Genomic DNA, 26,676 nt, shown 5'->3' with positions numbered 1-26,676 from the left:
TGTGTTCGGCGACCGGCCAAGGCCTGGTAGAGCTTTCCAAAACACGCTGTAGATACTTCCCTGTACGCTTGGCTCCGCCATCCATGGCTCCGCACAGTTTTGGAAAGCTCTACCAGACCCTGACCTACTCCACGTTAGCTCGAGCGTGCATTTCCCTGCCCAAGAAACAGCTGATAAGCCTCGTTATCCGTCATGTTTTCGTAGCGGAAGCCGACTTTGTCCAGCATTTTCTCGAAATCCTGCACTTCGTCGTCTTCTACCTGCGCCCCCAGAAGAACACGGCTGTAGGCCGCACCATGGTTCCGGTAATGGAACATGGAGATGTTCCAGCGGGTACCGAGAGACATCAGGAACTTGAGCAGCGCCCCAGGGCGTTCCGGAAACTCGAACTGGAAAACTTTCTCGTTGGTGATGGTCGGTGCGTGACCGCCCACCATGTGGCGAATGTGCTGCTTGGCCAGATCACTGTCGGTCAGGTCCACCACCGAGTATCCGCTCTCCCGCAGCTCCTGAACCAGATCTTCGCGGCCATGGCCGCCAGCGGCAATCTGAATGCCCACGAAAATCGTGGCATTGGTGGCATCGGCGTAGCGGTAGTTGAACTCGGTGATGCTGCGCTTGTGCAGGGCGTTGATGAAGGTCTTGAAGGCGCCCGGTTTCTCCGGAATGGTCACTGCCAGGATCGCCTCGCGTTTCTCGCCCACTTCCGTGCGTTCGGAGATGTAGCGCAGGCGGTCGAAGTTCATGTTGGCACCGCTCAGGGTGGCAATCAGGTTCTCGCCCTCGACTTTCTCACGCTCGATGTATTTCTTGATACCCGCCACACCCAGGGCACCGGCCGGCTCGGCAATGGAGCGGGTATCCTCGAACACATCCTTGATGGCCGCGCAGATTTCGTCGGTGGATACGGTGATCACCTCGTCCACGTGGTCCTTGCAGATTTCCCAGGGGTACTTGCCGATCTGCTTTACCGCCACGCCATCGGCGAAGATGCCCACTTCGTCCAGCACCACCCGCTTGCCTGCTTTCATGGCAGCCTGCAGGCAGTTAGAGTCCTCTGGCTCCACGCCAATCACCTTGATTTCCGGGCGCAGATACTTGATGTAAGCGGCCATGCCGGCAATCAGCCCGCCGCCACCAACACAGATAAAGATGGCGTGGATCGGCTTGCTGAATTGCCACATGATTTCCATGGCCACCGTGCCCTGGCCGGCGATCACATCGGGATCATCGTACGGCGGAATGTAGGTGTAGCCGTGCTTTGCGATCAACTCCTGAGCGTGGGCAGCTGCCTCATCGAAGGCATCGCCTTTGAGAACCACCTTCGCACCGTGATCCCGCACCGAACGCACTTTGATCTCCGGCGTGGTCTGCGGCATCACAATCACCGCCTTGATCCCGAGATTCTTGGCAGCCAGCGCCACACCCTGGGCATGATTGCCGGCGGAGGCACAGATCACTCCCTTGGCCTTCTGCTCCTCGGAAAGCTGCGCAATCCGGTTATAGGCTCCGCGAATCTTGAAGGAAAACACCGGCTGAAGGTCTTCACGCTTGAGCAGAATATTGTTGCCAAAGCGCTTGGACAGACTACGGGCTTCAGTCAGGGGTGTTTCGATGGCCACGTCATAGACGCGCGCATCGAGAATCTTCTTGATGTAGCGTTGCGGCATAGCAGTTCCGGCTTTTGGTTGGTGAGTGATGGCTGGCTGAGAAAAACCCACAGTGTAGAAAGTTTGCACGGCAGCCGTCTATAAGCAGAGGGCGCTTAGGCGTTATAATCTCCACAAAGCCAACCTGATTTGCAGCCGGAGCCCGAGATGACCCAGGACGAACTGAAAAAAGCCGTCGCCAAAGCCGCCATTGACTACATCGCCCCCCGTCTCGATAGCGAGAGCGTAATCGGTGTCGGTACCGGCAGCACGGCTAATTTCTTCATCGACATGCTCGCGGAACTGAAAACCGAATTCGACGGCGCCGTTGCCAGCTCCGAAGCCACCGCCGAGCGCCTGAAAAGCCACGGCATTCCGGTGTACGACCTCAACAGCGCAGGTGAGCTTGAGTTCTACGTGGATGGCGCCGATGAAACCAATGAGCGCCTGGAATTGATCAAGGGTGGCGGCGCTGCACTGACCCGGGAAAAGATCGTGGCCGCAGTCGCCAAGACCTTTGTTTGCATTGCCGATGATTCCAAGATGGTCGGCATTCTTGGCAACTTCCCGCTGCCGGTGGAGGTCATCCCCATGGCCCGGAGCCATGTTGGTCGGGAAATCGTGAAACTGGGGGGCGACCCGGTTTACCGCGAAGGGGTTGTTACCGACAACGGCAATATCATTATCGACGTCCACAACATGGATATCTCCCAACCGATCCGGATAGAAGAGCAGCTCAACAACATCGTGGGCGTGGTCACCAACGGCCTGTTCGCACGCCGCCGCGCGGATCTTCTGCTGCTCGGAACCAAAGACGGCGTGAAGAGCATCTCGAGCGAAGGCGCCTGACCGCTCCCTGTCAGCCCTCGACTGTCGAAGCTGACCTTTCGGGCCAGCTTTTTTATTGCCTGGCGCATCATCAACCAAGCGCTTGCTTGGTAGCAGTATTTGAGCGACACTGCTCTGCATTGATTCCGATCAGAGGGAGGGGCACTGTGTCCGATTACTTCAACGAAACCCACCAGCAGGTCCGCACGACCGCCCGCAAATTCATCGAAACACACGTGCTGCCGCACATCGACGACTGGGAAGAAGCGGGCGAATTTCCCCGGGATCTATACAAAAAAGCCGGGGATGCAGGTTTGTTGGGCATTGGCTTTCCGGAAGCACTAGGGGGCATCGGAGAAGACGACATTTTCCTGAAAGTAGCCGTTTCCGAAGAGCTTATGCGCTCCACATCAGGCGGCCTCGTCGCTGGCCTCGGGTCTCTGGATATCGGGCTGCCGCCAGTCGCCAGATGGGCAAAGAAGGACATCCGTGAACAGATCGTGCCGCCGGTACTGCGGGGCGAAAAGATTGCCGCCCTGGCAGTGACCGAACCCGGCGGAGGTTCCGATGTCGCCAACCTCAAAACCCGGGCAGTCCGCGATGGCGACCATTACATTGTAAACGGCAGCAAAACCTTCATCACCAGCGGCATGCGCGCCGACCACTATACCGTGGCCGTGCGTACCGGCGGCGAGGGCCATGGTGGTATCAGCCTGCTGCTGATTGACCGGGACATGCCCGGATTCTCCACCGGCAAGAAGCTGCGAAAAATGGGCTGGTGGGCCAGCGATACCGCCGAGCTGTTTTTCGAGGATTGCCGTGTCCCGGCCGACCGCCTGATCGGCGCCGAAAACGCCGGCTTCATTGCCATCATGAGCAATTTCCTGTTCGAACGCCTGAGCCTTGCCATCATGGCCTACATGACCGCCCAACTGGCCTACGAAGCGGCGCTGGAATACACCCGCCAACGCACGGCTTTCGGCCGTAACATCACCGGCTTCCAGGTGACCCGCCACAAGCTTGTGGATATGGCGACCCAGATCGACGTGGCCCGGGAATACACCTACCGATGCGCCGCCCTGATGCAGGCGGGCAAGAACCCCATAAAAGAAGTTGCCATGGCCAAGAATTTCTCGGTGGATGTCTGCGAAAAGGTCACCCGGGAAGCGGTGCAGCTGTTCGGTGGGATGGGGTATATGCGGGAAACCGTCGTCGAGCGCCTCTATCGTGACGCCAAGATTCTCTCCATCGGCGGAGGCACCACCGAAATCATGAAGGAGCTCATTGCCAAGCAGATAAAACTGTAGCCGCATGCAACCAAGCCAACGACCAAGGTTTAGTTTCGAACTGCAGGATACTCCCGTATAATTGCGCCCACTTTTTAACCGCAGTTAAACGTACCTTTAACGTACCAGGAAGGATCGCACATGCAATTCGACAACATCCCCGCGGGCAAGAACCCGCCTGAAGACATCTACGTTGCTATCGAAATCCCGGCCAACAGCTCCCCGGTGAAGTACGAACTGGACAAAGACATGGGCGCCCTGCTGGTAGACCGCTTCATGGCGACCCCCATGTTCTACCCGGCCAACTACGGTTTCATCCCGCACACCCTGGCCGACGACGGTGACCCCCTGGACGTACTGGTTGTGACCCCCTACCCGATCCAGGCCGGTTCCGTGATTCGCTGCCGCCCGGTGGGTGTCCTGAACATGGAAGACGAAGCCGGTGGCGACGCCAAGCTGGTTGCAGTTCCCCATGACAAGCTGACCACCACATACCACGACGTTAAGGAAATTGACGATCTGCCCGAGCTGCTGCGCGACCAGATCAAGCATTTCTTCGAGAACTACAAGACTCTCGAGCCCGGCAAGTGGGTGAAGGTGCAAGGCTGGGACAACGCCGACGCCGCCAGGAAAGCCATCGTGGATTCCGTGAACGCCTACAAAGGCTGAGACGGGCTCTTCTTGGCTTGATGGCATAAAAAAACCGGGCTTCGCGCCCGGTTTTTTGTTTCTGGATCAAACTCTTCTGTAATCAGCCCCGGGACAGCAGGTCCCGCATGTCACTGATCGCCGAGTTGGCGCGGGAAAGGTAGGCGGCCATGGTCAGCGAGTGGTTGGCCAGTACGCCAAAGCCGCTGCCATTGAGAATCACCGGGCTCCACATTTCGCCCTGAGCACCCTCAAGCTCGATGATCACCTGCCGCACGCTGGCCATGGCGTTCTTGTCCTGCAGCACTTTCCGGAAATCCACTTCAATTGCCCGGAAGATGTGCAGAAGCGCCCAGGAGCTGCCGCGGGCCTCATAGAAAACGTCATCAATTTTGGTCCAGGGTGTCTTCACATCTTCTCCAGTCGCTTCCTCAGCAAGAGGATCACCGGAGTTCATGGTGATCACCGAGTCTGACACCGATGCTTTGCCAACACTCTCACCAAGCGTACGGGACAGACTCCCCAGGCGAGTCTCCAGGTCCGCCAGCCAGTTGCTCAGGTTATCCGCTCGGGCGAAAAACTGGGCGTCGGCCTGTTCCGGGCTCGACAGGCGGTCAAGGTAACGTTTCAGAGCGGTGATACCCCGACGGTACTCAGCCTCTGTAGACGGGATTGCCCAGCTCTCGCTGTCGAAATGGAACTGGGGCTCGGCAATCGTCAGATCCCGATCTTCCGCGGACTGGCTCTGCGAGCGACTGATGTCTTTGCGCATGGCGCGCGAAAGGTCCCGAAGCTGGACCAGAACGCCGTACTCCCAATTAGGCATGTTATCCAGCCACAGTCCCGGCGGGAAAATGTCGTTGGAAATATAGCCACCGGGCTTGTCCAGCAGGGTTTCTGCAATGCGGATCATGGTGACCGTGGTGGCAAAGCCGGTAATGGGCTCCCTTTCCATGGTGTTGGCCACTGACCTCGTGTGCTCCCGCACCGAGAAGGTGTCCGGCTCGCTGCTCCAGATCATGCCGAGCACCAGCGCCACGAGCAGGTAGACCACAACCAACGCCAGAATCAGTTTGCCAATAACGCCACTGCCACCGGCATAATCCTGAACATCGTCTTTCTTGTCCCTGAAGTACTGTCTGATTTTGCCTGGCATATGACTTTTAATCCCCTGTCTGTTGGTTGTCAGCGGCAAACGGCTGGCCAAGATGGTAACCCATGGCTCCGTCGATACCCAGTTAACAGAGTACAGAGTATTCCGCGGCAGTTTCCACTCCTGTGGCGAACACTTTCAAGCCGCGGCTATGTGCGATTGCCACAACGGGCTCTATACAGGAGCGGTTATCTTCATGGGTATCGACATCGTGAATGAAGCTATTATCGATACGCAGACCCTGAAACCTCAGATTTCTCAGGTAACTGAATGGCACACCTCCAACCCCGAAGCGCTCGGCCATTGGCAGAAAGGTGCCTGCCTTCAAAGCCCCTTCGGCGGAATCAATACGGGAGAACACCTGATGATAGACGGGCATGAGCCGGCCTTCGTTGACCATGGGCTGGAGCCAGAGCGACAGCGTCCGCTGGCGGATCGCCTGACTGATGATCACCCGCCAGGCTTTCAGATTGTGATGACCACCCTTCTCGGGGTCAGCCAGATGGCAGCCCGTCACGGGCATGACCGGCCAACTGATCCAAGACATAGTTCCGGAAATACCCGTAGCTGGTAATGAAAACCGCGACCGACAGAGTTACCAATAGACTTCCAGTCAACACCAGAAGCATCGTTCGAAGGGTAACCACGCACTGCTGCTCGCGCTTTATGGGGATTTGCTTCCGTGCCATGGGGAGCTTCTCCGGATTGGCTGTGAGCCAGCCGGCCAGGTGATTGTGACCTGCACCGCAGAGTTGACAAACATTTACATAGCGCAACCTACGCCGACAACATTAAACACTATAGACTCTGCAAAACGACTAAGGTTGAAAAATCGTCCGCACCGGGGAAGGACGACCAATAACGAAAAAGAGACAGGCCCGAGCAACATGAACGACGAAAGCCAGAAAGAAAAACTCAGGCAGCATTTCGCCCGACGTGTAACAACACAGGCCCGGATTGTCCTGGACACCTGGCAGAAAATTCACGAAGACCGGGACAAGGCCGCCGCCCACCGCAACGAGTTTGCCGCGGCTGCGGACAAGCTGGTGCGCTATGCCCAGCGGTTTGAAATGGACAGTCACGCCAAGGCCGGGCAGACCACCCTGGAGCTGATCAACCAGTGGGAACCAGGATCGGCCCTGAACGAGAGCCTCGAGAGACAGCTACAGGATGCCATCGAGACTCTGTCCCAGAGCACGCTGCGCAGGACCGACCTCAACAGTTCCGAGTCGCCCCACCAGTTCCGTCGCACCCCGGTCTACATTGCCCTGGCCAACCAGGAAATGGCAGCCCGCCTGATCCGCCAGCTGGAATTCTTCGGCTTCCGGGCATCGGCCTTTGCCAATGCCGATGAACTGACCGAAGCCTGCGCACTGCACAAGCCGGAAACCATCCTGGTAGACGTCAATTTTGGCGGCTCGCCCAATGGCGGCATTACTACCATCGAACGCCTGCAGGAACGGCACGACACGCCCATCCCCATTATCTTCATGAGTGACGAAGATGGCTCCATCGAGACTCGTCTGCAGGCTTCCCGCTGCGGCGGGGAAGAGTTCTTCTATCCTGCCGTCGATCCCGGGCAGCTGATCGAAAAAATCGAGACCTACACCCACGGCAGCACCGTGGAGCCCTACAAGGTTCTGGTTCTGGATGACTCCCGGGCCCAGGCCAAGTACATGGAAACGGTGTTGAAGAAAGCCGGCATGACCGCCCACATCATCACCGATCCGATGCAGATCATCCACGCCCTGGAGGAATTCTCTCCGGAGATCATCATCCTGGACATGTATATGCCGGGCTGCACCGGCATGGAAATCGCCCGCGTCATCCGCCAGCAGGACCGCTTCCACAGCGTGCCCATTATCTACCTGTCTGCTGAAGAAGACGTCAGCAAACAACTCCATGCCATGAGCCTCGGGGGCGACGATTTCCTGACCAAACCAATCGACCCGAAGCACCTGATAGCCACGATCCACAATCGTGGGCGCCGTGCCCGATCGCTGCTGGCGCTGATGATCCGTGACAGCCTGACTGGTCTGTTCAACCACACCCATACCCTTCACCTGCTGGACCAGGAAATTGTGCGGGCGCGCCAGAAAGACCAACCGCTGTGCTTCGCGATGATCGACATCGACTATTTCAAGAAAGTGAACGACACCTTTGGCCATCCGATCGGCGACCGGGTACTGAGAAGCCTGTCGATGTTCCTCAAACAACGCCTGCGCAAGACCGATCACATTGGCCGATATGGCGGAGAGGAATTCGCCATCATCCTGCCCAACACTCGCCCCAGCGATGCCCGCAACGTGCTTAACGAAATCCGCGAGCGGTTCTCCGAGCTGCAACAGCCGGCCGGCGACCGGGAGTTCAATGTCACTTTCAGCTGCGGTATCGCAGCGTGGGATGACGACAACTCCCAGGCATTGTGCGAGCGGGCGGACCGTGCGCTCTATACCTCGAAGGAACTTGGCCGCAACTGTGTGACGCTGGCCGATTCCTGAATTCGGGCCGCGCCGACACCAATCTCTCCCCAGAACTCTCCAGACAAATTTCGGTCGGGCGTGGCCCAGGCGCTGCCCGGCTGCTACCTTTTATGAAACCAACGTCGTATAGAAGTTCAGGACGCCGTTCACGACAATGATTGTCATCAGCGGAAAGATACCGTTTCGATTCATTTGCCGTCTTTTTACGACCAATGGACAACAGGGAAGATTGTCAAAAAGTGTTGATCTGAACAAAACAAGCACGCACCATTGGGGGAACATGCCGTTAAATTCGGCGATCCTGTAAAAAGACATCAAGGCAGACAGAACCATGTCGACAATTCTCGTACTCCATGGACCCAACCTCAACATGCTCGGCACACGCGAGCCGGAGGTCTATGGTTACGAGACACTGGCGGACATTGACGACCGCTTGCGGTCAATGGCGGCAGAGCACGGCCACCATCTGCTGCACCTGCAATCAAACGCCGAGTACGAACTGATTGAGCGGGTTCACGAGGCCCGGGCGGAAGGCGTGGATTTCATCATCATCAATCCGGCGGCTTTCACCCACACCAGTGTTGCCCTGCGGGATGCCATGCTGGCTTCGGGGATCCCCTTCATTGAAGTGCATCTTTCCAACGTGCATGCACGGGAACCGTTCCGGCATCACTCCTATTTCTCGGATATCGCCAAAGGCGTTATCTGTGGGCTGGGTAGCCAGGGGTACGACCTCGCACTCCAGGCGGCCCTGAAACGCATTCACCGATAGACCTGACAAAACGGGACTGAACTGACTATGGATATTCGTAAAATCAAGAAACTGATCGAGCTGCTCGAGGAATCTGACGTTGAGGAGCTGGAGATTCACGAAGCCGACGATTCGGTACGCATCTCCCGGCGACGCGAGCCGGCCGCCGCCCCTCAGTACATGAGCCATTATCCGGCCCCGGCACCCCAGGCCGCTGCGCCTGCCGCCCCGGCTCCGGCTGAGGAAGAGTCCTCCGCACCTGCCGCCCCGACCGGCCATACCCTGAAGTCCCCGATGGTAGGCACGTTCTATCGCTCCCCATCGCCCACTGCCAAGGCGTTCGTGGAAGTCGGCCAGACCGTCAATGTCGGTGATGTAGTCTGCATCGTGGAAGCCATGAAGATGATGAACCAGATCGAGGCGGACAAAAGCGGAACCGTCACGGAGATCCTGGTCGAGAATGGCCAGCCGGTTGAGTTTGACCAGCCCCTGGTCGCCATTTCCTGAACGGGGTAATAGTTACTCATGGCCATGTTAGAGAAAGTACTGATCGCGAACCGGGGTGAAATTGCCCTCCGGATTCTGCGCGCCTGCAAGGAACTGGGCATCAAGACCGTGGCAGTGCACTCCCAGGTCGACCGTGATCTGATGCATGTGCGCCTGGCTGACGAGTCGGTCTGTATTGGCCCGAACAGTGCCACCGACAGCTACCTGAATATCCCGACCATTATCAGTGCTGCGGAAGTCACTGATTCCGTCGGTATCCATCCCGGCTACGGCTTTCTTGCCGAGAACGCCGATTTCGCCGAGCAGGTTGAGAAAAGCGGCTTCCGGTTTATCGGACCGAAGGCCGAAACCATCCGACTGATGGGCAACAAGGTGTCGGCCATCAATGCCATGATCAAGGCTGGCGTTCCGACCGTGCCGGGATCGGATGGCCCACTGGATGACGACGAAGAACGGACCCTGCGGATTGCCCGCGAAATCGGCTACCCCGTCATGATCAAGGCGGCTTCCGGTGGCGGCGGTCGCGGGATGCAGGTGGTCCATTCTGAAGCCGCTCTGCTCAAAGGTGTCCAGATCACCCAGAGTGAAGCCAAGAATGCCTTCGGCGACCCGACCGTGTACCTGGAAAAATTCCTGGAAACCCCACGACACGTCGAAGTCCAGGTTCTTGCTGACATGCACGGCAACTGCATTCATCTGGGCGACCGCGACTGCTCCATGCAGCGCCGGAACCAGAAGGTAATCGAAGAGGCCCCGGCCCCGAACATCAACCCGGAATCCCGGGAGCGAACCCTCAAGGCGTGCACCGATGCCTGCAAGGAAATCGGTTATGTAGGCGCCGGTACCTTCGAATTCCTGTACCAGGACGGCGAGTTCTATTTCATCGAAATGAACACCCGGGTCCAGGTGGAACACCCGGTGTCCGAAATGGTGACCGGTGTGGATATTGTCCGCGAACAGCTCCGCATCGCCAGCGGCCTGCCACTGCAGTACACCCAGGATGATATACGCATTTCAGGCCACGCCATTGAGTGCCGGATCAACGCGGAAGACCCGAAAACCTTCGTTCCCAGCCCGGGCAAGGTTTCCCATTTCCACGCCCCCGGCGGCAATGGCGTCCGCGTCGATTCCCACCTATACAGCGGTTACACGGTTCCGCCCTTCTACGATTCCCTGGTGGCCAAGCTGATCACCTGGGGCGATGACCGTGAGATCGCACGACGGCGCATGAAGAACGCCCTGGACGAACTGGTGGTCGAGGGTATCAAGACCAACCAGCCCCTGCATCGGAAACTGGTACGCGATGGTGGCTTTAAACAGGTAGACTTCACCATCCACTACCTTGAGAAACTGATGCGGGATTAATCATGCCCTGGATACAACTCCAGATCCCGGCTGATCCGGACAACGCGGATCAGCTGGAAGATCTGCTCATGGAGATGGGCTCTGACGCCGTCTCCATGGAGGATGCCGCCGACCAGCCCCTTTATGAGCCGGACCCCGGCACCACCCCTCTCTGGAGCCAGACCACCGTGACCGGACTATTCGAGTCCGGCCGGGATATCGAACAGCTTTGTGCCGATATCCGGGACGCCTGGCACCAGCAGACCCAACAGGCGCTTCCCGAAATCGAAGTGGCGCTGGTCGAGGACAAGGACTGGGAACGGGCCTGGATGGACGATTTCCAGCCCCTGAAATTCGGCGAGCGGCTCTGGATTGTTCCCAGCTGGCATGACGCCCCGGACCCCGATGCGGCGAATCTGATGCTGGACCCCGGCCTGGCCTTCGGTACCGGCACTCATCCAACCACGGCACTTTGCCTGGAATGGCTCGACGGTCAGGACCCCCATGGCAAACAGGTGATCGATTACGGCTGTGGCTCCGGCATTCTGGGTCTGGCGGCCCTGCTCATTGGCGCAGACCATGTCATTGGTGTCGATACTGACCCGCAGGCCCTTGAAGCCAGCCGGGAAAACGCCCGTCGCAACGGCGTTGAAGACAGCAGGCTCGACCTGTTCCTGCCAGACAACGAACCCGAGACCAAAGCCGACATCATGCTCGCCAACATTCTGGCCCAGCCTCTGATCGGCCTTGCCCCTCACCTGGCATCCCGGACCAGGCCTGGCGGCGACCTGGTGCTGTCCGGCATACTGTCCAGCCAGGCCCGCGAAGTCATGGCCGCCTATGAGCCCTGGTTCGTGATGGACGAGCCCGAGCAGCGAGAAGAGTGGATACGCCTCACAGGACGGCGCCACGACAGATGACGAAACCGGTCTTAACGACTAAACTCCGACACTCGTAGCCTAGTCGCTTTCAGGAAGAAGCATGACCCAGAGCAGCCTGCAGACACAGTGCCCGAATTGCCAGACCCGATTCCGGGTAACCGAAGAACAGCTTGGCATTGCCAAGGGCAAGGTGCGCTGCGGGAACTGCATGAAAGTGTTCAATGCCATCGAACACCAGGTTATCCCTGGCGGTGGAGAGAAGCCACACACTTCCCCCGCCCCCGAGAAACCGGCAGACACCCCATCGTCAGCCAGCTCCGGTGTCAGCGAGGAAGATTTTGTCTTTGCCGACAATCCGGAAGAGGATGCGGCAGAAGGCCGTTACGCCGGCACCAAGTTGACCTTCTCTGATGACGAGTTAAGCGACAGCTTTCGCAGCTTTGATGAGCGCGACGAAGCAGACTACAGGGACGCTGACACCGACACTTCCGATGAGCAAGTCGATGAAAGCTGGGCCGAAGCCATTCTTCAGGATGACGAACCACCATCCCGGAAACCCTCTGTCCCCCAACGCCCCGAGCCAGCCCCCGAACCAGAGCCCGAGGAAACCGCTCCTGAACCGGAGCAGAGGCCAGAGCCTCGCCCTGAGCTGAGCCTCGAAGAGGAACCGGTGTTTGAGCAGACCGAAACCCCCTCTTCCACTGGCGCCCGGCCGGCCAAAGATTCCGACCCGTTCGATGACTTTGTCGACGAATCCGGTTTCGATTTCGATGAACCGGATCGACCAGCGGACGCCTTCCATGCCGACCCGCCCTTCCGGGACCTGCGTCGCGACCCAGTTGCCGTCGATTCCGGCAGAGGCGGCGTCCGGACCATAGTATGGAGCGTTATTGTGCTGGGCCTGATCGGTGTTCTTATCGCCCAGGTCACCTGGTTCCAGTTCGACCGCCTGTCGGCCATTCCCGAGCTGCGGCCATTCTATGAAAAAGGCTGTGAACTGGCCGGCTGTGAACTCAAACCGCTGATCAATGTTGAAGCGATACAGAGCCGGAAACTGGTGGTACGGACCGATCCGGAAAACCGTTCCCAACTGGTGGTCGATGCCGTCATTATCAACCGGGCCGACTTCGAACAGCCCTTTCCCGCGATCGCACTGACCTTCTCCAACCTGAATGGCGATGTTGTTGCCCAGAGCCTGTTCACGCCCGAAGAATACCTGGCCGGCGAAGGCCGGGAGCTGGACGCCATGCCCACGGATACACCCGTGCGCATTGCCATCAACATCCGGGATCCGGGCCGTGATGCGGTCAATTACAACATCCTCTTCCGCCCCCACGCACCCTGATGCAGTAAGGAAGTATTTACTCGACAGCTATTCCCGACGGTCATCGCACAGAACGAAAGTCAACCAGACAGGGCGAAAAATAATCAGTTTTTTCACCGCCCAGCCCCTTCAATCATGGTCCACCCGGCGGTATCATTACCGCCCTTCGGATGCTGGATCGGTTACTTATTGAACAGCCGCTCAGCCCGACCCTTGCTTAACCCGCTGTGACACGGACTCAGATCATGCTGCCAACGGCAAAAATCGGGCCGTACACCTTGCCCAACCCTTTGATTGTTGCGCCCATGGCGGGCGTAACAGATCGCCCTTTCCGTCTGCTGTGCCGGAGGTTGGGTGCCGGTCTGGCGGTGTCGGAGATGGTCATAGCGGACAGCAAACTCTGGCATACGCGCAAGTCCCGGACACGCCTTAACCATCAGGGTGAGCCGGAACCCCGCTCGGTGCAGATTGCCGGCGGTGATCCACAAATGCTGGCCGACGCCGCGCGTCAGAATGCAGAGTTCGGCGCCCAGATCATCGACATCAATATGGGCTGCCCGGCCAAAAAGGTCTGTAACAAGGCTGCCGGCTCTGCCCTGATGAAAGATGAAGCCCTGGTTCGCGAGATTCTTGAGGCGGTGGTTCAGGCGGTGGAAATCCCCGTTACGCTCAAGATGCGAACCGGATGGGACCGGGACAACCGCAATGCACTGGTCATTGCCCGGATGGCGGAAGATGCCGGCATTCAGGCTGTTGCCATTCACGGTAGGACCCGTGCGGACAAATACGAGGGCAACGCCGAGTACGACACCATCGCCGATGTGAAGTCCCGCATCCGCATCCCGGTGTTTGCCAACGGGGATATTACATCACCGGAGAAAGCCCGGGACGTGCTTCGCCATACCGGCGCCGACGGCCTGCTGATTGGCCGTGCCGCCCAGGGCAGCCCCTGGATTTTTCGGGAAATCCGGCATTTCCTGGAAACCGGCAGCCACATGGCCGCACCGGAGCTGGATGAGGTCGAGGATATTCTGACCGAGCATCTCCAGGCCCTGCATGCCTTCTATGGCGAGACCATGGGTGTGCGTATTGCCAGAAAACACGTGGGCTGGTACTTGCAGTCCCACGATCCGGGTAAACAGTTCAGCAAACGCTTCAACGCCATCGACGATGCGCTGGAGCAGAGAGACACGATTCAACGGTATTTTGCAGGCTTACGAAATGGAGAGGTATTCGCAGCATGAGCGCTGAGACTTTGGCAAACGACAACCTGAGCACCCCGGCCAACGATGATATTCATCAGTTGCAAACGGTGAACAGCAGCGGCAACACCGTGACCCTGCGCGACAGCGTTGAGGTAGCCCTGAAAAACTACTTCGCCCAGCTGGACGGCGCTCCGGTGACCGAGGTCTACCAGTTGGTGCTTTCCGAAGTGGAAGCGCCGCTGCTTGAACAGGTGATGAAATACACCCGCAACAACCAGACCAAGGCCTCTACCATGCTGGGCCTGAACCGCGGGACCCTGCGCAAGAAACTGAAGCAGTACGGTCTGCTATAATCCAGACATTTGAAGAGGGCCTCCCGGACACCATTCGCGAGGCCCTTATTCGTTCATCTCCAGCGAAGAAAGTGACCCATGGCAAACCAGGCTAACACCTCCGTCCGTCGCGCCCTGATCAGCGTGAGTGATAAAACCGGCATCGTCGAATTCGGCCGAGCCCTGACCGAACGCGGCGTTGAGCTGCTCTCTACCGGTGGCACTTACCGGCTCCTGAAAGAAAACAGCATCCCGGTAACTGAAGTCTCTGACTACACCGGTTTTCCCGAGATGATGGATGGCCGGGTAAAAACCCTTCACCCGAAGATCCATGGCGGGATTCTCGGTCGCCGGGGCACTGACGATACGGTGATGTCCGAGCATGGCATCAGTCCCATCGATATGGTTGTAGTTAATCTCTACCCCTTCGAGGAGACCGTGGCAAAGCCGGACTGTGACTTGGCGACCGCCATTGAGAACATTGATATCGGTGGTCCCACCATGGTTCGCGCCGCCGCGAAGAACCACAACGACGTCGCCATCGTGGTCAACGCCAATGATTACAGCCGGGTCCTGAAAGAACTGGATGCCAACGATGGCCAACTGAGCTACAACACCCGGTTCGATCTGGCAGTCAAGGCGTTTGAGCACACCGCTGGCTACGATGGCGCCATCGCCAACTACCTGGGTGGCCGCACTCCGGATAACGACAACGCTGATTTGCCCCGCACCTTCAACGCCCAGTACGTGAAGGTCCAGGACATGCGTTATGGCGAAAACCCGCATCAGCGCGCCGCGTTCTATGCCGAGCGCAACCCCAAGGAAGCCTGCGTGGCCACGGCCAAACAGCTTCAGGGCAAGGAACTCAGCTACAACAACGTTGCCGATACCGATGCCGCCCTGGAATGCGTAAAGCCCTTCGCGGATCCGGCCTGCGTGATCGTCAAACATGCCAACCCCTGTGGTGTGGCGATCGGCGCCGACATCCGTCAGGCCTACGATCTGGCCTTCGCCACCGACCCCACGTCGGCCTTTGGCGGCATCATCGCCTTCAACCGCGAGCTGGATGCGGAAACCGCCAAAGCCATCATAGATCGCCAGTTTGTGGAAGTGATCATCGCGCCCACTGTGGCCCCGGAAGCGGTGGAACTGGTATCCGCCAAGAAGAACTTGCGCCTGCTGGCCTGCGGCGAATTTGACGGTGACCGTGCCCGCTCCATGGATTACAAGCGCGTGACCGGTGGTCTGCTCGTTCAGGACCGGGACCTGGGCATGGTGGCCATGGAGGATGTCAAGGTGGTGACTGAGCGCCAGCCGTCCGAGCAGGAGCTCAATGACCTGTTGTTTGCCTGGGAAGTGGCCAAGTACGTCAAATCCAATGCCATTGTCTACGCCAAGGCCGGTCGCACCATCGGCGTTGGTGCCGGCCAGATGAGCCGGGTCTACAGTGCCAAAATTGCCGGCATCAAGGCCGCCGATGAAGGCCTGGAAGTGAAAGGTTCAGTGATGGCCTCCGACGCCTTCTTCCCGTTCCGGGACGGCATTGACGCTGCCGCAGCCGCGGGCATTACCGCCGTGATCCAGCCTGGCGGCTCCATGCGTGATCAGGAAGTGATCGATGCGGCCAACGAACACGGCATCGCCATGGTCTTCACCGGCATGCGTCATTTCCGGCACTGAGGGATTACCAACATGAATATTCTCGTTATTGGCTCCGGCGGCCGTGAACACGCCCTGGCCTGGAAAGCCGCTCAATCCCCCAAGGCAGACCGTGTTTTTGTGGCGCCCGGCAACGCCGGCACGGCAAGGGAAACCGGTCTGGAAAATGTCGACATCGACGTGATGGACCTGGACGGCCTGGCCAACTTTGCCGCAACCAACAACGTGGGACTCACCATCGTCGGCCCCGAAGCTCCTCTGGTGGCAGGCATTGTGGATAAATTCGAGCAGCGTGGCCTGAGGGTTTTCGGCCCGAGCGCCGGCGCTGCCCAGCTCGAAGGCTCCAAGGCTTTCACCAAGGATTTCCTGGACCGCCACAAGATCCCGACAGCCGGCTACGGCAACTTCACTGATGTGGACGAAGCCCTGGCCTATGTTCGCCAGCAGGGCGCTCCGATCGTCGTCAAAGCCGATGGCCTGGCTGCCGGCAAAGGCGTGATCGTTGCGATGACCCTGGAAGAAGCCGAAGATGCAATCCGCGACATGCTGGCCGGGAACGCGTTCGGCGATGCCGGCAGCCGTGTCGTCATCGAAGAGTTTCTGGAAGGCGAAGAAGCCAGCTTTATCGTGATGGTGGACGGCGAGAATGTTCTGGCCATGGCCACCTCCCAGGATCACAAGCGGGTGGGCGATGGCGACACCGGTCTGAATACCGGTGGCATGGGCGCCTACTCGCCGGCCCCGGTGGTTACCGCCGATGTTCATCAGCGCATTATGAATGAAGTGATCTATCCGACCGTGCGCGGCATGGCGGCCGAGGGCTATCCCTACAAGGGGTTCCTCTACGCCGGCCTGATGATTGATAACAGCGGCACCCCCAAGGTGATCGAGTTCAACTGCCGTTTTGGCGACCCGGAAACCCAGCCGATCATGCTGCGGATGAAGTCTGACCTTGTGGAACTCTGCGACGCGGCCATCGACGGCAAACTCGACCAGTGCGACTCCGAATGGGATGACCGCGCCTCCGTCGGTATCGTGCTGGCAGCGGGTGGTTACCCGGGCAGCTATAACAAGGGCGATACCATTTCCGGTCTGCCGGACACCGAGACCGAAGGCGAGAAAGTGTTTCATGCCGGTACCCGCCTCAACGGCGACCAGGTGGTTACCAATGGTGGTCGGGTGCTCTGTGCCACGGCACTTGGCAACACCGTTACCGAGGCCCAGAAACGGGCCTACGAACTGGCCTCCCGGATCCAGTGGGATGGCGCGTTCTATCGCAAGGACATCGCTTTCCGGGCCATTGCCCGAGAGCAGTCCTGAACCCGAAAAATGGGACTGAGCTAAAACCAGTCCGCGAAAACGCAGCCCGGTCATTGACCGGGCTTTTTTATGGGGTAATGTAAACGCCACGCCATGGATGCCGATCAGCCGCCCGCGAGGACCCCAGCAATGCAGCGCCCCTTTATACTGAATCTTTTTTTTGTAGTGACTGTCTCGCTGCTTTTGAGCGCCTGTTCACGTCAGGGTATTTACGAGACAGCCATCGGGCTTGAACGCTCCTCGGCAGGCCTCACAGCGGATACCGTGGCCGTCAATAACCTGGAGATCGCCTACCTGAGGAACCACCAGGCGGTTAATGGCGACACCATTGTGATGATCCATGGCTTCGGGGCCAACAAGGACAACTGGACCCGGCTGGCCGGTCACCTGACTGACGACTTCAACGTCTATGCCATCGACCTGCCCGGGCATGGTGAGAGCAGCAAGCCACTGGACATCGGCTACCGCCTGGAAGACCAGGCCGGGTACGTTGCCCAGATTCTGGAGGCACTGTCGGTCGAGGATACCCACATCATGGGCAACTCTATGGGTGGTGCGATTACCGCACTCTATGCGGCCAACTATCCCGGGAAAGTGAAGTCAGCGGTACTCTTCGATCCTGCCGGCATTCTGGAATATGAAAGCGAACTGGTGGATCTGGTGATGGAGGGGGACAACCCCCTGATCCCCAAGAAGCCCGGTGACTTCGAGCGGCTCATGGAGTTTGCACTTGAGAAAGAGCCCTTTGTGCCCTGGCCAATCATGGGTGTCATGGAAGAACGGGCCATCGCCAATCGGGACGTCAACGAGGTCATTTTTGCGGCAATCCGGGATGCCGGTTTCGAGTCAGACTTCCGTAATGCCATTACCCGTATCCAGGCCCCGGTCCTGATCATCTGGGGCAAGGAAGACCGGGTGATCAACTACCGAAACGGCGAGGTGTTCGCGGCAGCAATCCCGGATGCCAGGCTGGAACTGATGGAAGGCATCGGCCACGCACCGATGGTGGAGGCCCCGACACAATCAGCAGAACTGTTCCGGACATTTATCGGGCAGCAGGCTGAGTGATGCCCGTTCAAGCAATCGTATCCACATTCCACCTTCAGCGACTACAAGGGCACGGCAAAACAGGGTAGCCTAGCAACCATTGTGCTTTTGACGTCCGAACTGATACCTCATGCCTGAAGCGATCTGGATTACCTTTGCCTTTGGCCTTGGCCTGTTGGTCAAGCTCTTTGGCCTCCCTCCCCTTGTTGGCTATCTGGCGGCCGGCTTCGTGCTCAGTGGCATTGCCGAGGCAACCGGCGTTGTGATTGAGGAGACCGACGTTCTCCAGCACATCGCGCACCTTGGCGTCCTCCTCTTGCTGTTCACCGTGGGGCTGAAGCTGAAGCTCCGATCCATCGTCAGCCCGGAAGTGATTGGCGGCAGCCTGCTGCACTTTGGCATCACCTGCGCGGTATTCACCCCCGGTGTCTACCTGCTGATGGACCTCGATTGGTCGACTGCGCTGATGCTGGCCATCGCCTTGTCATTCTCGAGCACGGTGCTGGCCGCCAAGGTGCTTGAATCCAAACGGGAACTTCGGGCGTTCCACGGACGAGTCGCCATCGGCATCCTGATCATGCAGGATCTGATTGCCCTGGTCGTCATGAGCCTGGCCGCTGGCAAAACGCCCTCCGAATGGGCCCTGATTGTATTCGGGCTTCCCCTGCTTCGCCCGCTGCTGTTCCGGTTGCTCGATGCCAGCGGCCACGACGAACTGCTGGTGCTCCTGGGATTGCTTCTGGCGCTTGTTGTGGGCGGGCTTGGCTTCGAGGCGGTCGGTCTCAGTTCAGAGCTGGGCGCCCTGGTTTTCGGTGCCATGCTGGCCAATCACCCCCGGTCACAGGAACTCTCCAAGTCGCTGTGGAGCGTCAAGGAAGTGTTCCTGGTGGGTTTCTTCCTACAGATTGGCATTGGCGGTCTGCCCGACGAGGATGCGCTCATTTTCGCAATCATTGCAGGGCTGGTCCTGCCGCTGAAAGGCATCCTGTTCTTCTTCCTGCTGCTGGCCTTCCGTTTACGGGCGCGCAGCGGCTTCCTGAGTGCCCTGGCACTTACCAACTACAGCGAATTCGGCCTTATTGTCGCGAGCGTTGCCTTGCCTGAGTGGCTGGTTCCTCTGGCCATTTCGGTGTCACTGTCTTTCCTGGTTTCTGCCCCCATCAACCGCTTCGCACATGGCCTCTACGAGCGTTACTCCCAAGACCTCAGCCGGTTTGAGGGCAGCAAGCACCACCCTGATGAACAGCCGCTGTCACTGGGCGATACCCGGGTACTGATCATGGGCATGGGACGCACCGGAACCGCTGCCTACGATTGGCTCTGTGATGATCAGCCCAAACTGATTGGACTCGACTCAGACCCGGCAAAGGCCGAGCAACATCAGAAAGAAGGCCGCAACGTGGTCTTTGCTGATGCCGAGGATGCGTCCTTCTGGAACGGGTTGCACATGCCTGCGGTGCAGTCGGTGATCCTTGCGATGGGTGACATCGAAGGCAAGCTGATTGCCGCACGAATGCTCCGGAAACTTGGCTTCAAAGGCTTTATCGTGGCCCACACCATGTATGAAGATGAGGCGAAACAGATCCGGGAAGCCGGGGCGGATGAAGCCTACCTGACCATGAGCGAAACCGGCGTGGCCCTGGCCAGCCACGTGATCGATAAGAAGCCCGCCAAACCATCCCTGGTGGTCAGCAAACCTGAGTAACTGGATCGGCGCATACAGCCGACGTTCAGGCCTGTTCGAGCGCGCAGGTTCGGAAGCCAGTGTATACGTCGTTCCGAAGCGGGAGATAGGCCTGCCGATAGGTACCCCGGATAAGGCAGGATGACGTTGCACAACTGCCGCCCTTGGTGACTTTGTGATCACCGAACTGCAGAGTGGACATGAAAGGGTACATATCCACCTTGAAACCGTCGTAGGGCAGGAACTGATCGCCGGTCCACTCCCAGACCGTGCCAGTCATCTGCCGGCAGCCGAAGGGACTGTCACCCGCAGGAAAGTCGAACACCGGGTTCTGCGCCATGGCACGCCCGTTGAGATCCGCCAGCTGCCCGGTCGGCGCCGAGTTACCCCAGGGAAAACGCCGGAAGGGCTCGCCCGGGCGATTGCCCAGAGCCGCGACTTCCCACTCGTATTCCGTCGGCAACCGACGCCCTGCCCAACGGCACCAGGCCTCCGCCTCCCAGAATGTCACGTGAGTGACCGGTGCATCGGGATTGAGCGGCTGCCAGCGATCGAACACGCGCTCCTGCCACTGCTCATCATGCCAGCGCCAGTAAAGCGGGTGGCGGGGCGTCCGTAAAAGAGGCTCGTCACTGTTGTGAACCAGGGCAACATCGGTTTCGGTCTGGAGCCATTTCCGCCCACCAAAAGACCAGAGCTCGGGCCGCCGGTAGCCACCGTCTTCCACAAACTCCATAAATTCCCGGTTACTGACCAGGCATTTTGAAATCGCGAACGACTCCAGCTTCACAGTAAACCATGGCTTTTCATTGTCGAAGGCAAAATCGTCACTGGCGTAATGCCCGGACTCACCCGGCATCCCGATCAGCCACTCTCCTGACGGAACATAGGCATCTCCCTGATGCGACTTACCTGGCGCCGGTCGGTAAAAATCAGTGCCCGGCGGAGCCGGGTAGCCAACGGTCTGACGGCACCAGATCATCGACTCGATGTGCATGTTCTGGTGGTAGATTGCGTAGCGGTAGAGGTAACGGGCCTTGTCGGTTAACGGCTGCTTCTCGATCCGTTCTGCAACTCGATCATAGATGAGATTGAAATAGTCGAGGGTTTTCCGCCGCCCGGGAAACAACTCCCGGTTCCATCGATCCTGGTGTTCGATATGGAACGAATCCCAAAGGTCGTCCATGGCAGGATCATGGCTCGGTGTGCCATCCAGCAGGTTGAATACGAAGACCTCGTAGAAGAAGGCCGCATGCCCCATTTCCCAAAGCGGCGGATTGACGCCCGGATGGTATGGAACGTCCAGCGCGGTCTCGGGAAGAGAACACACAAGAGTCTCGGTACGCTTCCTTGTCCATTGCAGCTGATCCAGCAATTCCGCCTTTGCCTGATCGATTCGCTCAATCGCCGTCATCGCCAACCACTCATCATTAATACGGTTAACTCAGCATATCAGAGAGTTTGCAGCAGGGTTCAACAGCCTCACCTCCATACAGCCAGAATGACAGGGACAGCCACCAGGGTTACCAGAACAGACAATGGCAGCCCCAGGCGCCAGTAATCGCCAAACCGGTAGCCACCGGGTTCCATAACCAGGGCGTTGGACTGGTGTCCCACCGGGGTCAGAAAGGCGCAGGATGCACCAATGGCCACCGCCATCAACATGGCATCGGCGGCAATGCCCAGCTGGCCGGAAAGGCTCAAGGCGATGGGCGCAACCAGAATGGCAGCCGCCGCATTGTTTACAACGTTCGACAGCAACATGGTGCCCATCAGAATAATCGTAACGACCACCCAGGCATCTCCCTCGGAGCCAAGCATTAGCATCCAGGACGCAATCAGCTCCGCCCCACCGGTAGTTTCGAGTGCCTGCCCCACCGGAATCATTGCCGCTAACAGAACAATAACGGGCCAGTCGATCGCCTGGTAAGCCTCCTGGTTGCTGAGCACACCACTGAGAACCATGGCAACAGCGCAGCCAACCAGCGCGACGGGCGGCGACAACCAGCCAACGACGATCAGAGCGATCGCAGCGACAAACAGCCCGCCAGCGAGAAGTGCATTGCGTTCGCGTCCGAACCTGAGGCCCCGTTCTGCCAGCGGCAGGCAACCGAGTCCCTGAAAGGTGACGCGCAAGGTTTCCTCCTCGCCCTGCACCAGAAGAATGTCGCCGGCCTGAAACCGAATGTCACCCAGGCGACGCTGCAACCTCTGCCCCTGACGAGCAACAGCGACAATATTGAGACCATTCTGCTCACGCAGATTGAGCCTGTTGGCGGTTTTCCCGATCAAACCGGATTCCGGGGTGATGACGGTTTCCATCAAGCGGACGTCACCCTCGGACAGTGACTTTTCGCGCGGTTTTTCCGGTGCATTCCCGTCTTCGTCGGGCTCTTCGGAGGACGACTCCTCCACATTCGCCAACTCAAGTCCGGTGCTGTCCAGAAATTCCTGCAAAGCGTCTGTATCAGCTTCCACCAATAGCAGATCGCCGCCGCGCAACACGGAAAACGTTGATGGCGCCAGCGACCGCTTGTCCTCCCGGATCAGGGCCAGCACAACGACATCCTTTTCGGCGTCCGCGCGTGTCAGAAGCCCATGAAGTGTTGCGCCAACGTGTGAGGAGTCGTCCGGAACGCGAAGCTCGGTGACATAGTCCCCAACACTGAACAGCTTGCCGCCGTCATCGGGCTTACCCCGCCTGGGCGTCAGGCGCCACCCAACCAGTGTGATAAAGGCAATGCCCGCCAGGGTAATCGCCAGACCCACCGGCGCGAAATCAAACATGCCAAAGGAACTCGTTTCCCGATAACTGGCAATGATGATGTTCGGAGGCGTGCCGATCAGTGTCATGGTCCCTCCCAGCAGAGACCCGAACGCCAAAGGCATCAGCAGCAGCGAAGGAGACCGCCCGGCCTCCCGGGACATCCAGATCGCCACCGGCATCAGAAGTGCAAGCGCACCGACGTTGTTGATAAAGCCCGAGCACAGGGCCACCACCGAGGTCAGCATCAGTACCTGCAGGGTCGGCCGGTGCCCGACCTTTCCGAGCAGGCGAGCCAGGCGGTCAACCACACCGCCGTTGACCAGCCCCTGGCTGATCACCAGAACCGCCGCCACCGTAACAACCGCGGGATGGCCAAAGCCGTCGAACAGTTGATCCACAGGCAGGATTCCGGCAATCGAGACAGCAAGAAGCGCGAGCAGGGCGACCAAATCGAACCGGATTCGGTTCCAGACGAACAACACCAGGGCGAACCCCAGTATCAAAAAAACAAGTGTCTGACTGGCGCTCACTGTACCTCCATGACTTTGCCTAACGCACGGCCGCTCCACGGCCCGTGTCGGCAAACTTTACAGGAAGCTCGGGACGACAGAAGCCGTTGCCCATAAGCTCCTGAAAGGTCTGCAAGTATATAAACTGGCATATAAACTGAATGTCCGCCAGCAGGAGTTTTTGCCTGTTTCCCCCAGCCGTATGCGGTCACAGGGCAGTGATCGGATCGAGCAGTTCCGGTATTACCAAAATTTGCTGAACGTCCAGCAGTCCGTTTTCCAGGCCTATCCTCAGGGAGAATCGCCATGAAGGAGAAACGACCGCTCGTTTGGTTGTCGGCGGTGTACCCGTTGTTTTCTGCCAGCAGTCCCTTGCTGAGGGACTGGCAGATTTATCATGTGGGTCTTGCTGGCCAGCCCGGCAAAGGGCCGAAGCCCAGGGAATGCCCAGAGGCTCGCGTCGGGGTGTTCGATGTTTCTTCGCTTGAGGGCGATCAACTTGCCCACCTGCCCGACTGGCTGGGCAACCTCCCGGTAAAGGAATGGGTCGCTGTCCTGAAGCCGCAACACATTCACAGCGCCGAGATCTGCGGGCTGATCAATCGCTTCTGCAAGGACTACCATACCCACCCCCTCGACGACGACCGGCTGCACGCCATCCTGGGGCATCTTTGGGGAATGTCCGAGCTGCAATCGAGGGCCTTCTCCGACAAACCCGGCTGCTATCACAACTTTGCCCTTGAAGGAGAGTCCCAGGCCATTCAGGACGTCAGGAGACTACTGCAGAAGTTCGCGCTCACGGAAGAACCGGTTCTTGTTTACGGAGAGAACGGCACCGGCAAGGAGGCGGCCGCCAGATTCATTCATCAGCATTCTCCCCGACACAACAATTCGCTGATCGTCGTGAACTGTGCAGCCCTGCCCCGCGCACTGACCCAGAATGAACTCTTTGGCCACGAGAAAGGCGCTTTCACCCATGCTCTGAGTGCCCACAAAGGCAGAATCGAAGCTGCCAACGGCGGCACCCTGCTTCTGATCGGCATCGATGAACTTTCCGCAGAACAGCAATCAGCCATCCTGCGCTTCCTTCAGGAGGGCGTGATCGAGCGCCTGGGGGCCAATCACGCCATTGCCGTTGATGTCCGACTGATAGCAACCTGCACACGGCCCCTGGAGGAGCTGGTGGAAGCCGGCGGCTTCCGAAGCGATGTGTTTTACCGGCTTGGCAGCCTGCGAGTGTTTTTACCACCACTCCGGGAGCGGCGGGAAGACATCCCGGTACTGGCCAAGCGGCTTCTCTCAACAACGCCTTCAATGAATGGAGCCCGGCATCTCAGCGATAGCGCCCTTGTCTGCCTTGCTCAACACCCCTGGCCGGGCAACCTCAGAGAACTACAGAACCGTCTTCGGCAGGCGCTCCTGCTGGGTGAAGGCCGCTCGATTGAACCGGGGGATATGGGCTTCGCTGTTGCACCCGCCGACAGCCAGAAGCGAAGTACCGAGCTTTCCCTCGACGCATTTCGTTCACGCGCGGATCGTCAGGCCATTTCGATCAGTCTCGCACTTGCACACAACAACGTGTCGGCTGCTGCAAGACTACTGAGGATTTCACGGGTCTCGCTCTACCGGCTGATGGAAAAACACCAGCTTCCGCACGGCGCCCCGTCGCGGCCGCCAAAAAACAACTGAAGGAGATTCACCATGACAGCAAGAATCCTTTGGGTCTTCCCCTTGATCTCTCTGACACAACCGATGCCGGCAATCGCCACCGAAGCCGAAAGACAGGCTGAACAGACCACTGCCAGCGCCGACATCCGGACAACGCCGGAAGATAGTCACGATCCGGCGACCGACATTGCCTCTATAACCGCAGACCGTGGCATAGTGACCCGACCCGGCCGCTTCACTATTGAACCGTCTTTTTCCCATGCTCACAGCAACTCGACGGCGGTCGCGATAGAAGGCTACACAGTGATCCCTGCCCTGCTGATCGGGCTGATCAACATTTCGGAGATCCAGCGCGATATCTTCGTCGGCGCCATGTCACTGAAATACGGGATCACCAGCAAGCTCGAGGCGGCGGTGCGAGTTCCCTACCTCAGCATCAATGAGGACCTGAGAGAGCGCGAGGTTTTCCAGGGCACACCGGTGGATACTCTGCGTGAATCCTCTGGAGAGGGTCTCGGTGATGTTGAGGTTTCAGCTCGCTATCAGTTAACCGATGGCCTGGGTGGCTGGCCCTACGTGATTGGTGCGCTGCGAGTGAGAGCGCCCACCGGCGAGGGTCCCTACGACGTTGACCAGAGGGTCATCGAGGATAATCAGGGCAATCCGATTGGCATCGAGCTGGAAAGCCGGCCGACGGGGTCCGGTTTCTGGGCATTCGAACCCGGACTCTCATTCATCTACCCGACCGACCCGGCCGTGCTGTTCGGCAACCTGAGCTATGTCTGGACCCTGAAAGAGGAGCAAGGCTTTGATAATGGAGGCACAGTCGATCCCGGCGACATCGTGCGTTTTGGCTTCGGGATGGGGTTTGCGTTTAACGACCGGACGTCCTTCAGCCTGGGCTATGATCACTCGATCATCCGAAAAACCACATTCGAGAGGAACGTTGATCTTTTTGAATCCAATTTCGACCGTATCCAGATCGGGTCGCTATCCTTCGGCCTGTCCCAGCGTCTGTCGCAGTCCACATCGCTGAACCTTACGGTGAGTATCGGGGTTACGGAAAACGCCCCGAACAGCGAGATCACGCTCAAGCTTCCCATCAGCCTCTAGGCAGGGCCCGACGGGGTTATCAGCGACCAAGCAACTGGATCAACTGATCACTGAACCTTGCCGGGAACTGGTTCCCGGCGACACCCAGATTGTTCAACTCAATGTTCAGCTGGTTCATATTCTGTATCACAGTGCTATCGAGGTTATTCTGAATCACCGTCATCCAGCCGTTAGGCCCCGCCATCTTGCTGGCTACCCGCGCACCGCCACTGCGGTTCGCGCTGATTACTTCGAGTACGGTGTCCATTTGGTGGTCCACCAGACCGCCGTTGACCGCCTGGTTGAGATTGGGAATGGTCAGACGATTGACCACCAGGGTGTCACCGTTAATACCGACAACCTGCTCCAGACCGATACTGATCTCCAGATTATCCATCAGGAAACCACCCCGATATTCAGACAGTTCCGGATCACTCAGTGGTGCAACACCAAGCGTCAGCTCTGCCTGGACCGATGGCGACACCGCTGCAAATGAAACAACCAGTAACGCTATGGCTGACATCCGGGGCATCATGATT

Annotated in this window: 24 protein-coding genes; 17 read left to right on the top strand and 7 right to left on the bottom strand. The window is 58.5% G+C overall.

All coding sequences use genetic code 11. The features are described from left to right. Positions 1-134 precede the first annotated feature (134 nt). On the bottom strand, positions 135-1,670 hold the full coding sequence (ilvA, locus tag CFT65_RS04930) for a threonine ammonia-lyase, biosynthetic (protein WP_088826882.1): 1,536 nt from the start codon (positions 1,668-1,670) through the stop codon (positions 135-137). A 147-nt stretch (positions 1,671-1,817) separates the two neighbouring features. On the opposite strand from ilvA, the gene rpiA reads away from it, so the two are divergent. The 3 genes from rpiA to ppa all read left to right on the top strand — a co-directional run bounded on the left by rpiA (position 1,818) and on the right by ppa (position 4,432). Continuing rightward, a complete protein-coding gene (gene rpiA, locus CFT65_RS04925) occupies positions 1,818-2,498 on the top strand; it encodes a ribose-5-phosphate isomerase RpiA (RefSeq protein ID WP_088826881.1) in 681 nt (226 codons plus the stop codon). A 146-nt stretch (positions 2,499-2,644) separates the two neighbouring features. After that, entirely contained in the window at positions 2,645-3,784 is a 1,140-nt protein-coding gene (locus CFT65_RS04920; protein ID WP_088826880.1) for an acyl-CoA dehydrogenase family protein, read from the top strand. 120 nt (positions 3,785-3,904) lie between these two features. Then, positions 3,905-4,432 carry an inorganic diphosphatase gene (gene ppa, locus CFT65_RS04915; protein ID WP_008170949.1) on the top strand — a complete coding sequence of 176 codons (528 nt, stop codon included), beginning with the start codon at positions 3,905-3,907 and terminating at the stop codon, positions 4,430-4,432. An 82-nt stretch (positions 4,433-4,514) separates the two neighbouring features. On the opposite strand, the gene CFT65_RS04910 is transcribed toward ppa, so the two are convergent. The 3 genes from CFT65_RS04910 to CFT65_RS04900 form a co-directional block, all read right to left on the bottom strand. After that, positions 4,515-5,567 carry a DUF2333 family protein gene (locus tag CFT65_RS04910; protein ID WP_088826879.1) on the bottom strand — a complete coding sequence of 351 codons (1,053 nt, stop codon included), beginning with the start codon at positions 5,565-5,567 and terminating at the stop codon, positions 4,515-4,517. Positions 5,568-5,649: 82 nt separating this feature from the next. Beyond that, positions 5,650-6,111, bottom strand: a complete 462-nt coding sequence (locus tag CFT65_RS04905) for an EAL domain-containing protein (protein ID WP_416376639.1) — start codon at positions 6,109-6,111, stop codon at positions 5,650-5,652. Further along, positions 6,059-6,253 carry a hypothetical protein gene (locus CFT65_RS04900; protein WP_088826878.1) on the bottom strand — a complete coding sequence of 65 codons (195 nt, stop codon included), beginning with the start codon at positions 6,251-6,253 and terminating at the stop codon, positions 6,059-6,061. The genes CFT65_RS04905 and CFT65_RS04900 overlap by 53 nt, the downstream gene beginning before the upstream one ends. 198 nt (positions 6,254-6,451) lie before the next feature. Between CFT65_RS04900 and CFT65_RS04895 the strand changes: the two genes are divergently transcribed. The 12 genes from CFT65_RS04895 to CFT65_RS04835 all read left to right on the top strand — a co-directional run bounded on the left by CFT65_RS04895 (position 6,452) and on the right by CFT65_RS04835 (position 20,122). Next, entirely contained in the window at positions 6,452-8,065 is a 1,614-nt protein-coding gene (locus CFT65_RS04895) for a diguanylate cyclase (protein ID WP_088826877.1), read from the top strand. 313 nt (positions 8,066-8,378) lie between these two features. Next, positions 8,379-8,819 carry a type II 3-dehydroquinate dehydratase gene (gene aroQ / locus CFT65_RS04885; RefSeq protein WP_088826875.1) on the top strand — a complete coding sequence of 147 codons (441 nt, stop codon included), beginning with the start codon at positions 8,379-8,381 and terminating at the stop codon, positions 8,817-8,819. A 27-nt stretch (positions 8,820-8,846) separates the two neighbouring features. Continuing rightward, a complete protein-coding gene (gene accB, locus CFT65_RS04880; RefSeq protein WP_088826874.1) occupies positions 8,847-9,305 on the top strand; it encodes an acetyl-CoA carboxylase biotin carboxyl carrier protein in 459 nt (152 codons plus the stop codon). Positions 9,306-9,323: 18 nt separating this feature from the next. Beyond that, positions 9,324-10,670, top strand: coding sequence for an acetyl-CoA carboxylase biotin carboxylase subunit (accC, locus tag CFT65_RS04875; RefSeq protein ID WP_088826873.1), 1,347 nt, complete (start codon positions 9,324-9,326; stop codon positions 10,668-10,670). Positions 10,671-10,672: 2 nt separating this feature from the next. Continuing rightward, a complete protein-coding gene (gene prmA / locus CFT65_RS04870) occupies positions 10,673-11,569 on the top strand; it encodes a 50S ribosomal protein L11 methyltransferase (RefSeq protein ID WP_088826872.1) in 897 nt (298 codons plus the stop codon). Between the two features lie 61 nt (positions 11,570-11,630). Then, positions 11,631-12,875, top strand: a complete 1,245-nt coding sequence (locus CFT65_RS04865) for a DUF3426 domain-containing protein (protein WP_088826871.1) — start codon at positions 11,631-11,633, stop codon at positions 12,873-12,875. A gap of 224 nt (positions 12,876-13,099) precedes the next feature. Continuing rightward, positions 13,100-14,098 (top strand): tRNA dihydrouridine synthase DusB, encoded by a 999-nt coding sequence (dusB, locus tag CFT65_RS04860; protein ID WP_088826870.1) that lies wholly within the window; start codon positions 13,100-13,102, stop codon positions 14,096-14,098. Further along, the gene (fis, locus tag CFT65_RS04855; protein ID WP_008170934.1) at positions 14,095-14,412 is read left to right on the top strand and encodes a DNA-binding transcriptional regulator Fis; all 318 of its coding nucleotides are present in this window, start codon (positions 14,095-14,097) and stop codon (positions 14,410-14,412) included. Before dusB ends, fis begins: the two co-directional genes overlap by 4 nt. Positions 14,413-14,490: 78 nt before the next feature. Next, a complete protein-coding gene (purH, locus tag CFT65_RS04850; RefSeq protein WP_088826869.1) occupies positions 14,491-16,071 on the top strand; it encodes a bifunctional phosphoribosylaminoimidazolecarboxamide formyltransferase/IMP cyclohydrolase in 1,581 nt (526 codons plus the stop codon). Positions 16,072-16,083: 12 nt separating this feature from the next. After that, complete coding sequence (gene purD / locus CFT65_RS04845) at positions 16,084-17,370, top strand: phosphoribosylamine--glycine ligase (RefSeq protein WP_088826868.1); 1,287 nt, start codon at positions 16,084-16,086, stop codon at positions 17,368-17,370. Between the two features lie 129 nt (positions 17,371-17,499). Next, positions 17,500-18,438: an alpha/beta fold hydrolase gene (locus CFT65_RS04840; RefSeq protein WP_088826867.1), complete on the top strand. Its 939-nt coding sequence runs from the start codon at positions 17,500-17,502 to the stop codon at positions 18,436-18,438. A 109-nt stretch (positions 18,439-18,547) separates the two neighbouring features. Beyond that, positions 18,548-20,122 carry a cation:proton antiporter family protein gene (locus CFT65_RS04835; RefSeq protein WP_088826866.1) on the top strand — a complete coding sequence of 525 codons (1,575 nt, stop codon included), beginning with the start codon at positions 18,548-18,550 and terminating at the stop codon, positions 20,120-20,122. Positions 20,123-20,147: 25 nt separating this feature from the next. On the opposite strand, the gene senA is transcribed toward CFT65_RS04835, so the two are convergent. Together senA and CFT65_RS04825 are read right to left on the bottom strand one after the other, a co-directional pair. Next, a complete protein-coding gene (gene senA, locus CFT65_RS04830) occupies positions 20,148-21,515 on the bottom strand; it encodes a selenoneine synthase SenA (RefSeq protein WP_088826865.1) in 1,368 nt (455 codons plus the stop codon). A gap of 68 nt (positions 21,516-21,583) precedes the next feature. After that, positions 21,584-23,398, bottom strand: coding sequence for an SLC13 family permease (locus CFT65_RS04825; RefSeq protein WP_088826864.1), 1,815 nt, complete (start codon positions 23,396-23,398; stop codon positions 21,584-21,586). A 285-nt stretch (positions 23,399-23,683) separates the two neighbouring features. Between CFT65_RS04825 and CFT65_RS04820 the strand changes: the two genes are divergently transcribed. Both CFT65_RS04820 and CFT65_RS04815 read left to right on the top strand, forming a co-directional pair. Next, positions 23,684-25,066 carry a sigma-54 dependent transcriptional regulator gene (locus CFT65_RS04820; RefSeq protein ID WP_088826863.1) on the top strand — a complete coding sequence of 461 codons (1,383 nt, stop codon included), beginning with the start codon at positions 23,684-23,686 and terminating at the stop codon, positions 25,064-25,066. Between the two features lie 12 nt (positions 25,067-25,078). Continuing rightward, positions 25,079-26,158 carry a transporter gene (locus tag CFT65_RS04815; RefSeq protein WP_088826862.1) on the top strand — a complete coding sequence of 360 codons (1,080 nt, stop codon included), beginning with the start codon at positions 25,079-25,081 and terminating at the stop codon, positions 26,156-26,158. A 19-nt stretch (positions 26,159-26,177) separates the two neighbouring features. Here the strand turns inward: CFT65_RS04815 and CFT65_RS04810 are convergent, their stop codons facing one another. Beyond that, positions 26,178-26,672 (bottom strand): hypothetical protein, encoded by a 495-nt coding sequence (locus tag CFT65_RS04810; protein ID WP_228705782.1) that lies wholly within the window; start codon positions 26,670-26,672, stop codon positions 26,178-26,180. Positions 26,673-26,676 lie beyond the last annotated feature (4 nt).

The sequence above is a fragment of the Marinobacter sp. es.048 genome, from assembly GCF_900188435.1.
In the GTDB taxonomy this organism is placed as follows: Bacteria; Pseudomonadota; Gammaproteobacteria; order Pseudomonadales; family Oleiphilaceae; genus Marinobacter.
Note: the sequence above shows the minus strand (reverse complement) of the source record. Positions and strands in the feature narration are given on the sequence as shown.

Coding starts and splice junctions, on each gene's coding strand:
- ilvA (WP_088826882.1), bottom strand. CDS start 1,670: ATGCCGCAACGCTACATCAAGAAGATTCTCGATGCGCGCGTCTATGAC.
- rpiA (WP_088826881.1), top strand. CDS start 1,818: ATGACCCAGGACGAACTGAAAAAAGCCGTCGCCAAAGCCGCCATTGAC.
- ppa (WP_008170949.1), top strand. CDS start 3,905: ATGCAATTCGACAACATCCCCGCGGGCAAGAACCCGCCTGAAGACATC.
- CFT65_RS04910 (WP_088826879.1), bottom strand. CDS start 5,567: ATGCCAGGCAAAATCAGACAGTACTTCAGGGACAAGAAAGACGATGTT.
- CFT65_RS04905 (WP_416376639.1), bottom strand. CDS start 6,111: ATGTCTTGGATCAGTTGGCCGGTCATGCCCGTGACGGGCTGCCATCTG.
- CFT65_RS04900 (WP_088826878.1), bottom strand. CDS start 6,253: ATGGCACGGAAGCAAATCCCCATAAAGCGCGAGCAGCAGTGCGTGGTT.
- CFT65_RS04895 (WP_088826877.1), top strand. CDS start 6,452: ATGAACGACGAAAGCCAGAAAGAAAAACTCAGGCAGCATTTCGCCCGA.
- aroQ (WP_088826875.1), top strand. CDS start 8,379: ATGTCGACAATTCTCGTACTCCATGGACCCAACCTCAACATGCTCGGC.
- accB (WP_088826874.1), top strand. CDS start 8,847: ATGGATATTCGTAAAATCAAGAAACTGATCGAGCTGCTCGAGGAATCT.
- accC (WP_088826873.1), top strand. CDS start 9,324: ATGGCCATGTTAGAGAAAGTACTGATCGCGAACCGGGGTGAAATTGCC.
- prmA (WP_088826872.1), top strand. CDS start 10,673: ATGCCCTGGATACAACTCCAGATCCCGGCTGATCCGGACAACGCGGAT.
- CFT65_RS04865 (WP_088826871.1), top strand. CDS start 11,631: ATGACCCAGAGCAGCCTGCAGACACAGTGCCCGAATTGCCAGACCCGA.
- dusB (WP_088826870.1), top strand. CDS start 13,100: ATGCTGCCAACGGCAAAAATCGGGCCGTACACCTTGCCCAACCCTTTG.
- fis (WP_008170934.1), top strand. CDS start 14,095: ATGAGCGCTGAGACTTTGGCAAACGACAACCTGAGCACCCCGGCCAAC.
- purH (WP_088826869.1), top strand. CDS start 14,491: ATGGCAAACCAGGCTAACACCTCCGTCCGTCGCGCCCTGATCAGCGTG.
- purD (WP_088826868.1), top strand. CDS start 16,084: ATGAATATTCTCGTTATTGGCTCCGGCGGCCGTGAACACGCCCTGGCC.
- CFT65_RS04840 (WP_088826867.1), top strand. CDS start 17,500: ATGCAGCGCCCCTTTATACTGAATCTTTTTTTTGTAGTGACTGTCTCG.
- CFT65_RS04835 (WP_088826866.1), top strand. CDS start 18,548: ATGCCTGAAGCGATCTGGATTACCTTTGCCTTTGGCCTTGGCCTGTTG.
- senA (WP_088826865.1), bottom strand. CDS start 21,515: ATGACGGCGATTGAGCGAATCGATCAGGCAAAGGCGGAATTGCTGGAT.
- CFT65_RS04820 (WP_088826863.1), top strand. CDS start 23,684: ATGAAGGAGAAACGACCGCTCGTTTGGTTGTCGGCGGTGTACCCGTTG.
- CFT65_RS04815 (WP_088826862.1), top strand. CDS start 25,079: ATGACAGCAAGAATCCTTTGGGTCTTCCCCTTGATCTCTCTGACACAA.
- CFT65_RS04810 (WP_228705782.1), bottom strand. CDS start 26,672: ATGATGCCCCGGATGTCAGCCATAGCGTTACTGGTTGTTTCATTTGCA.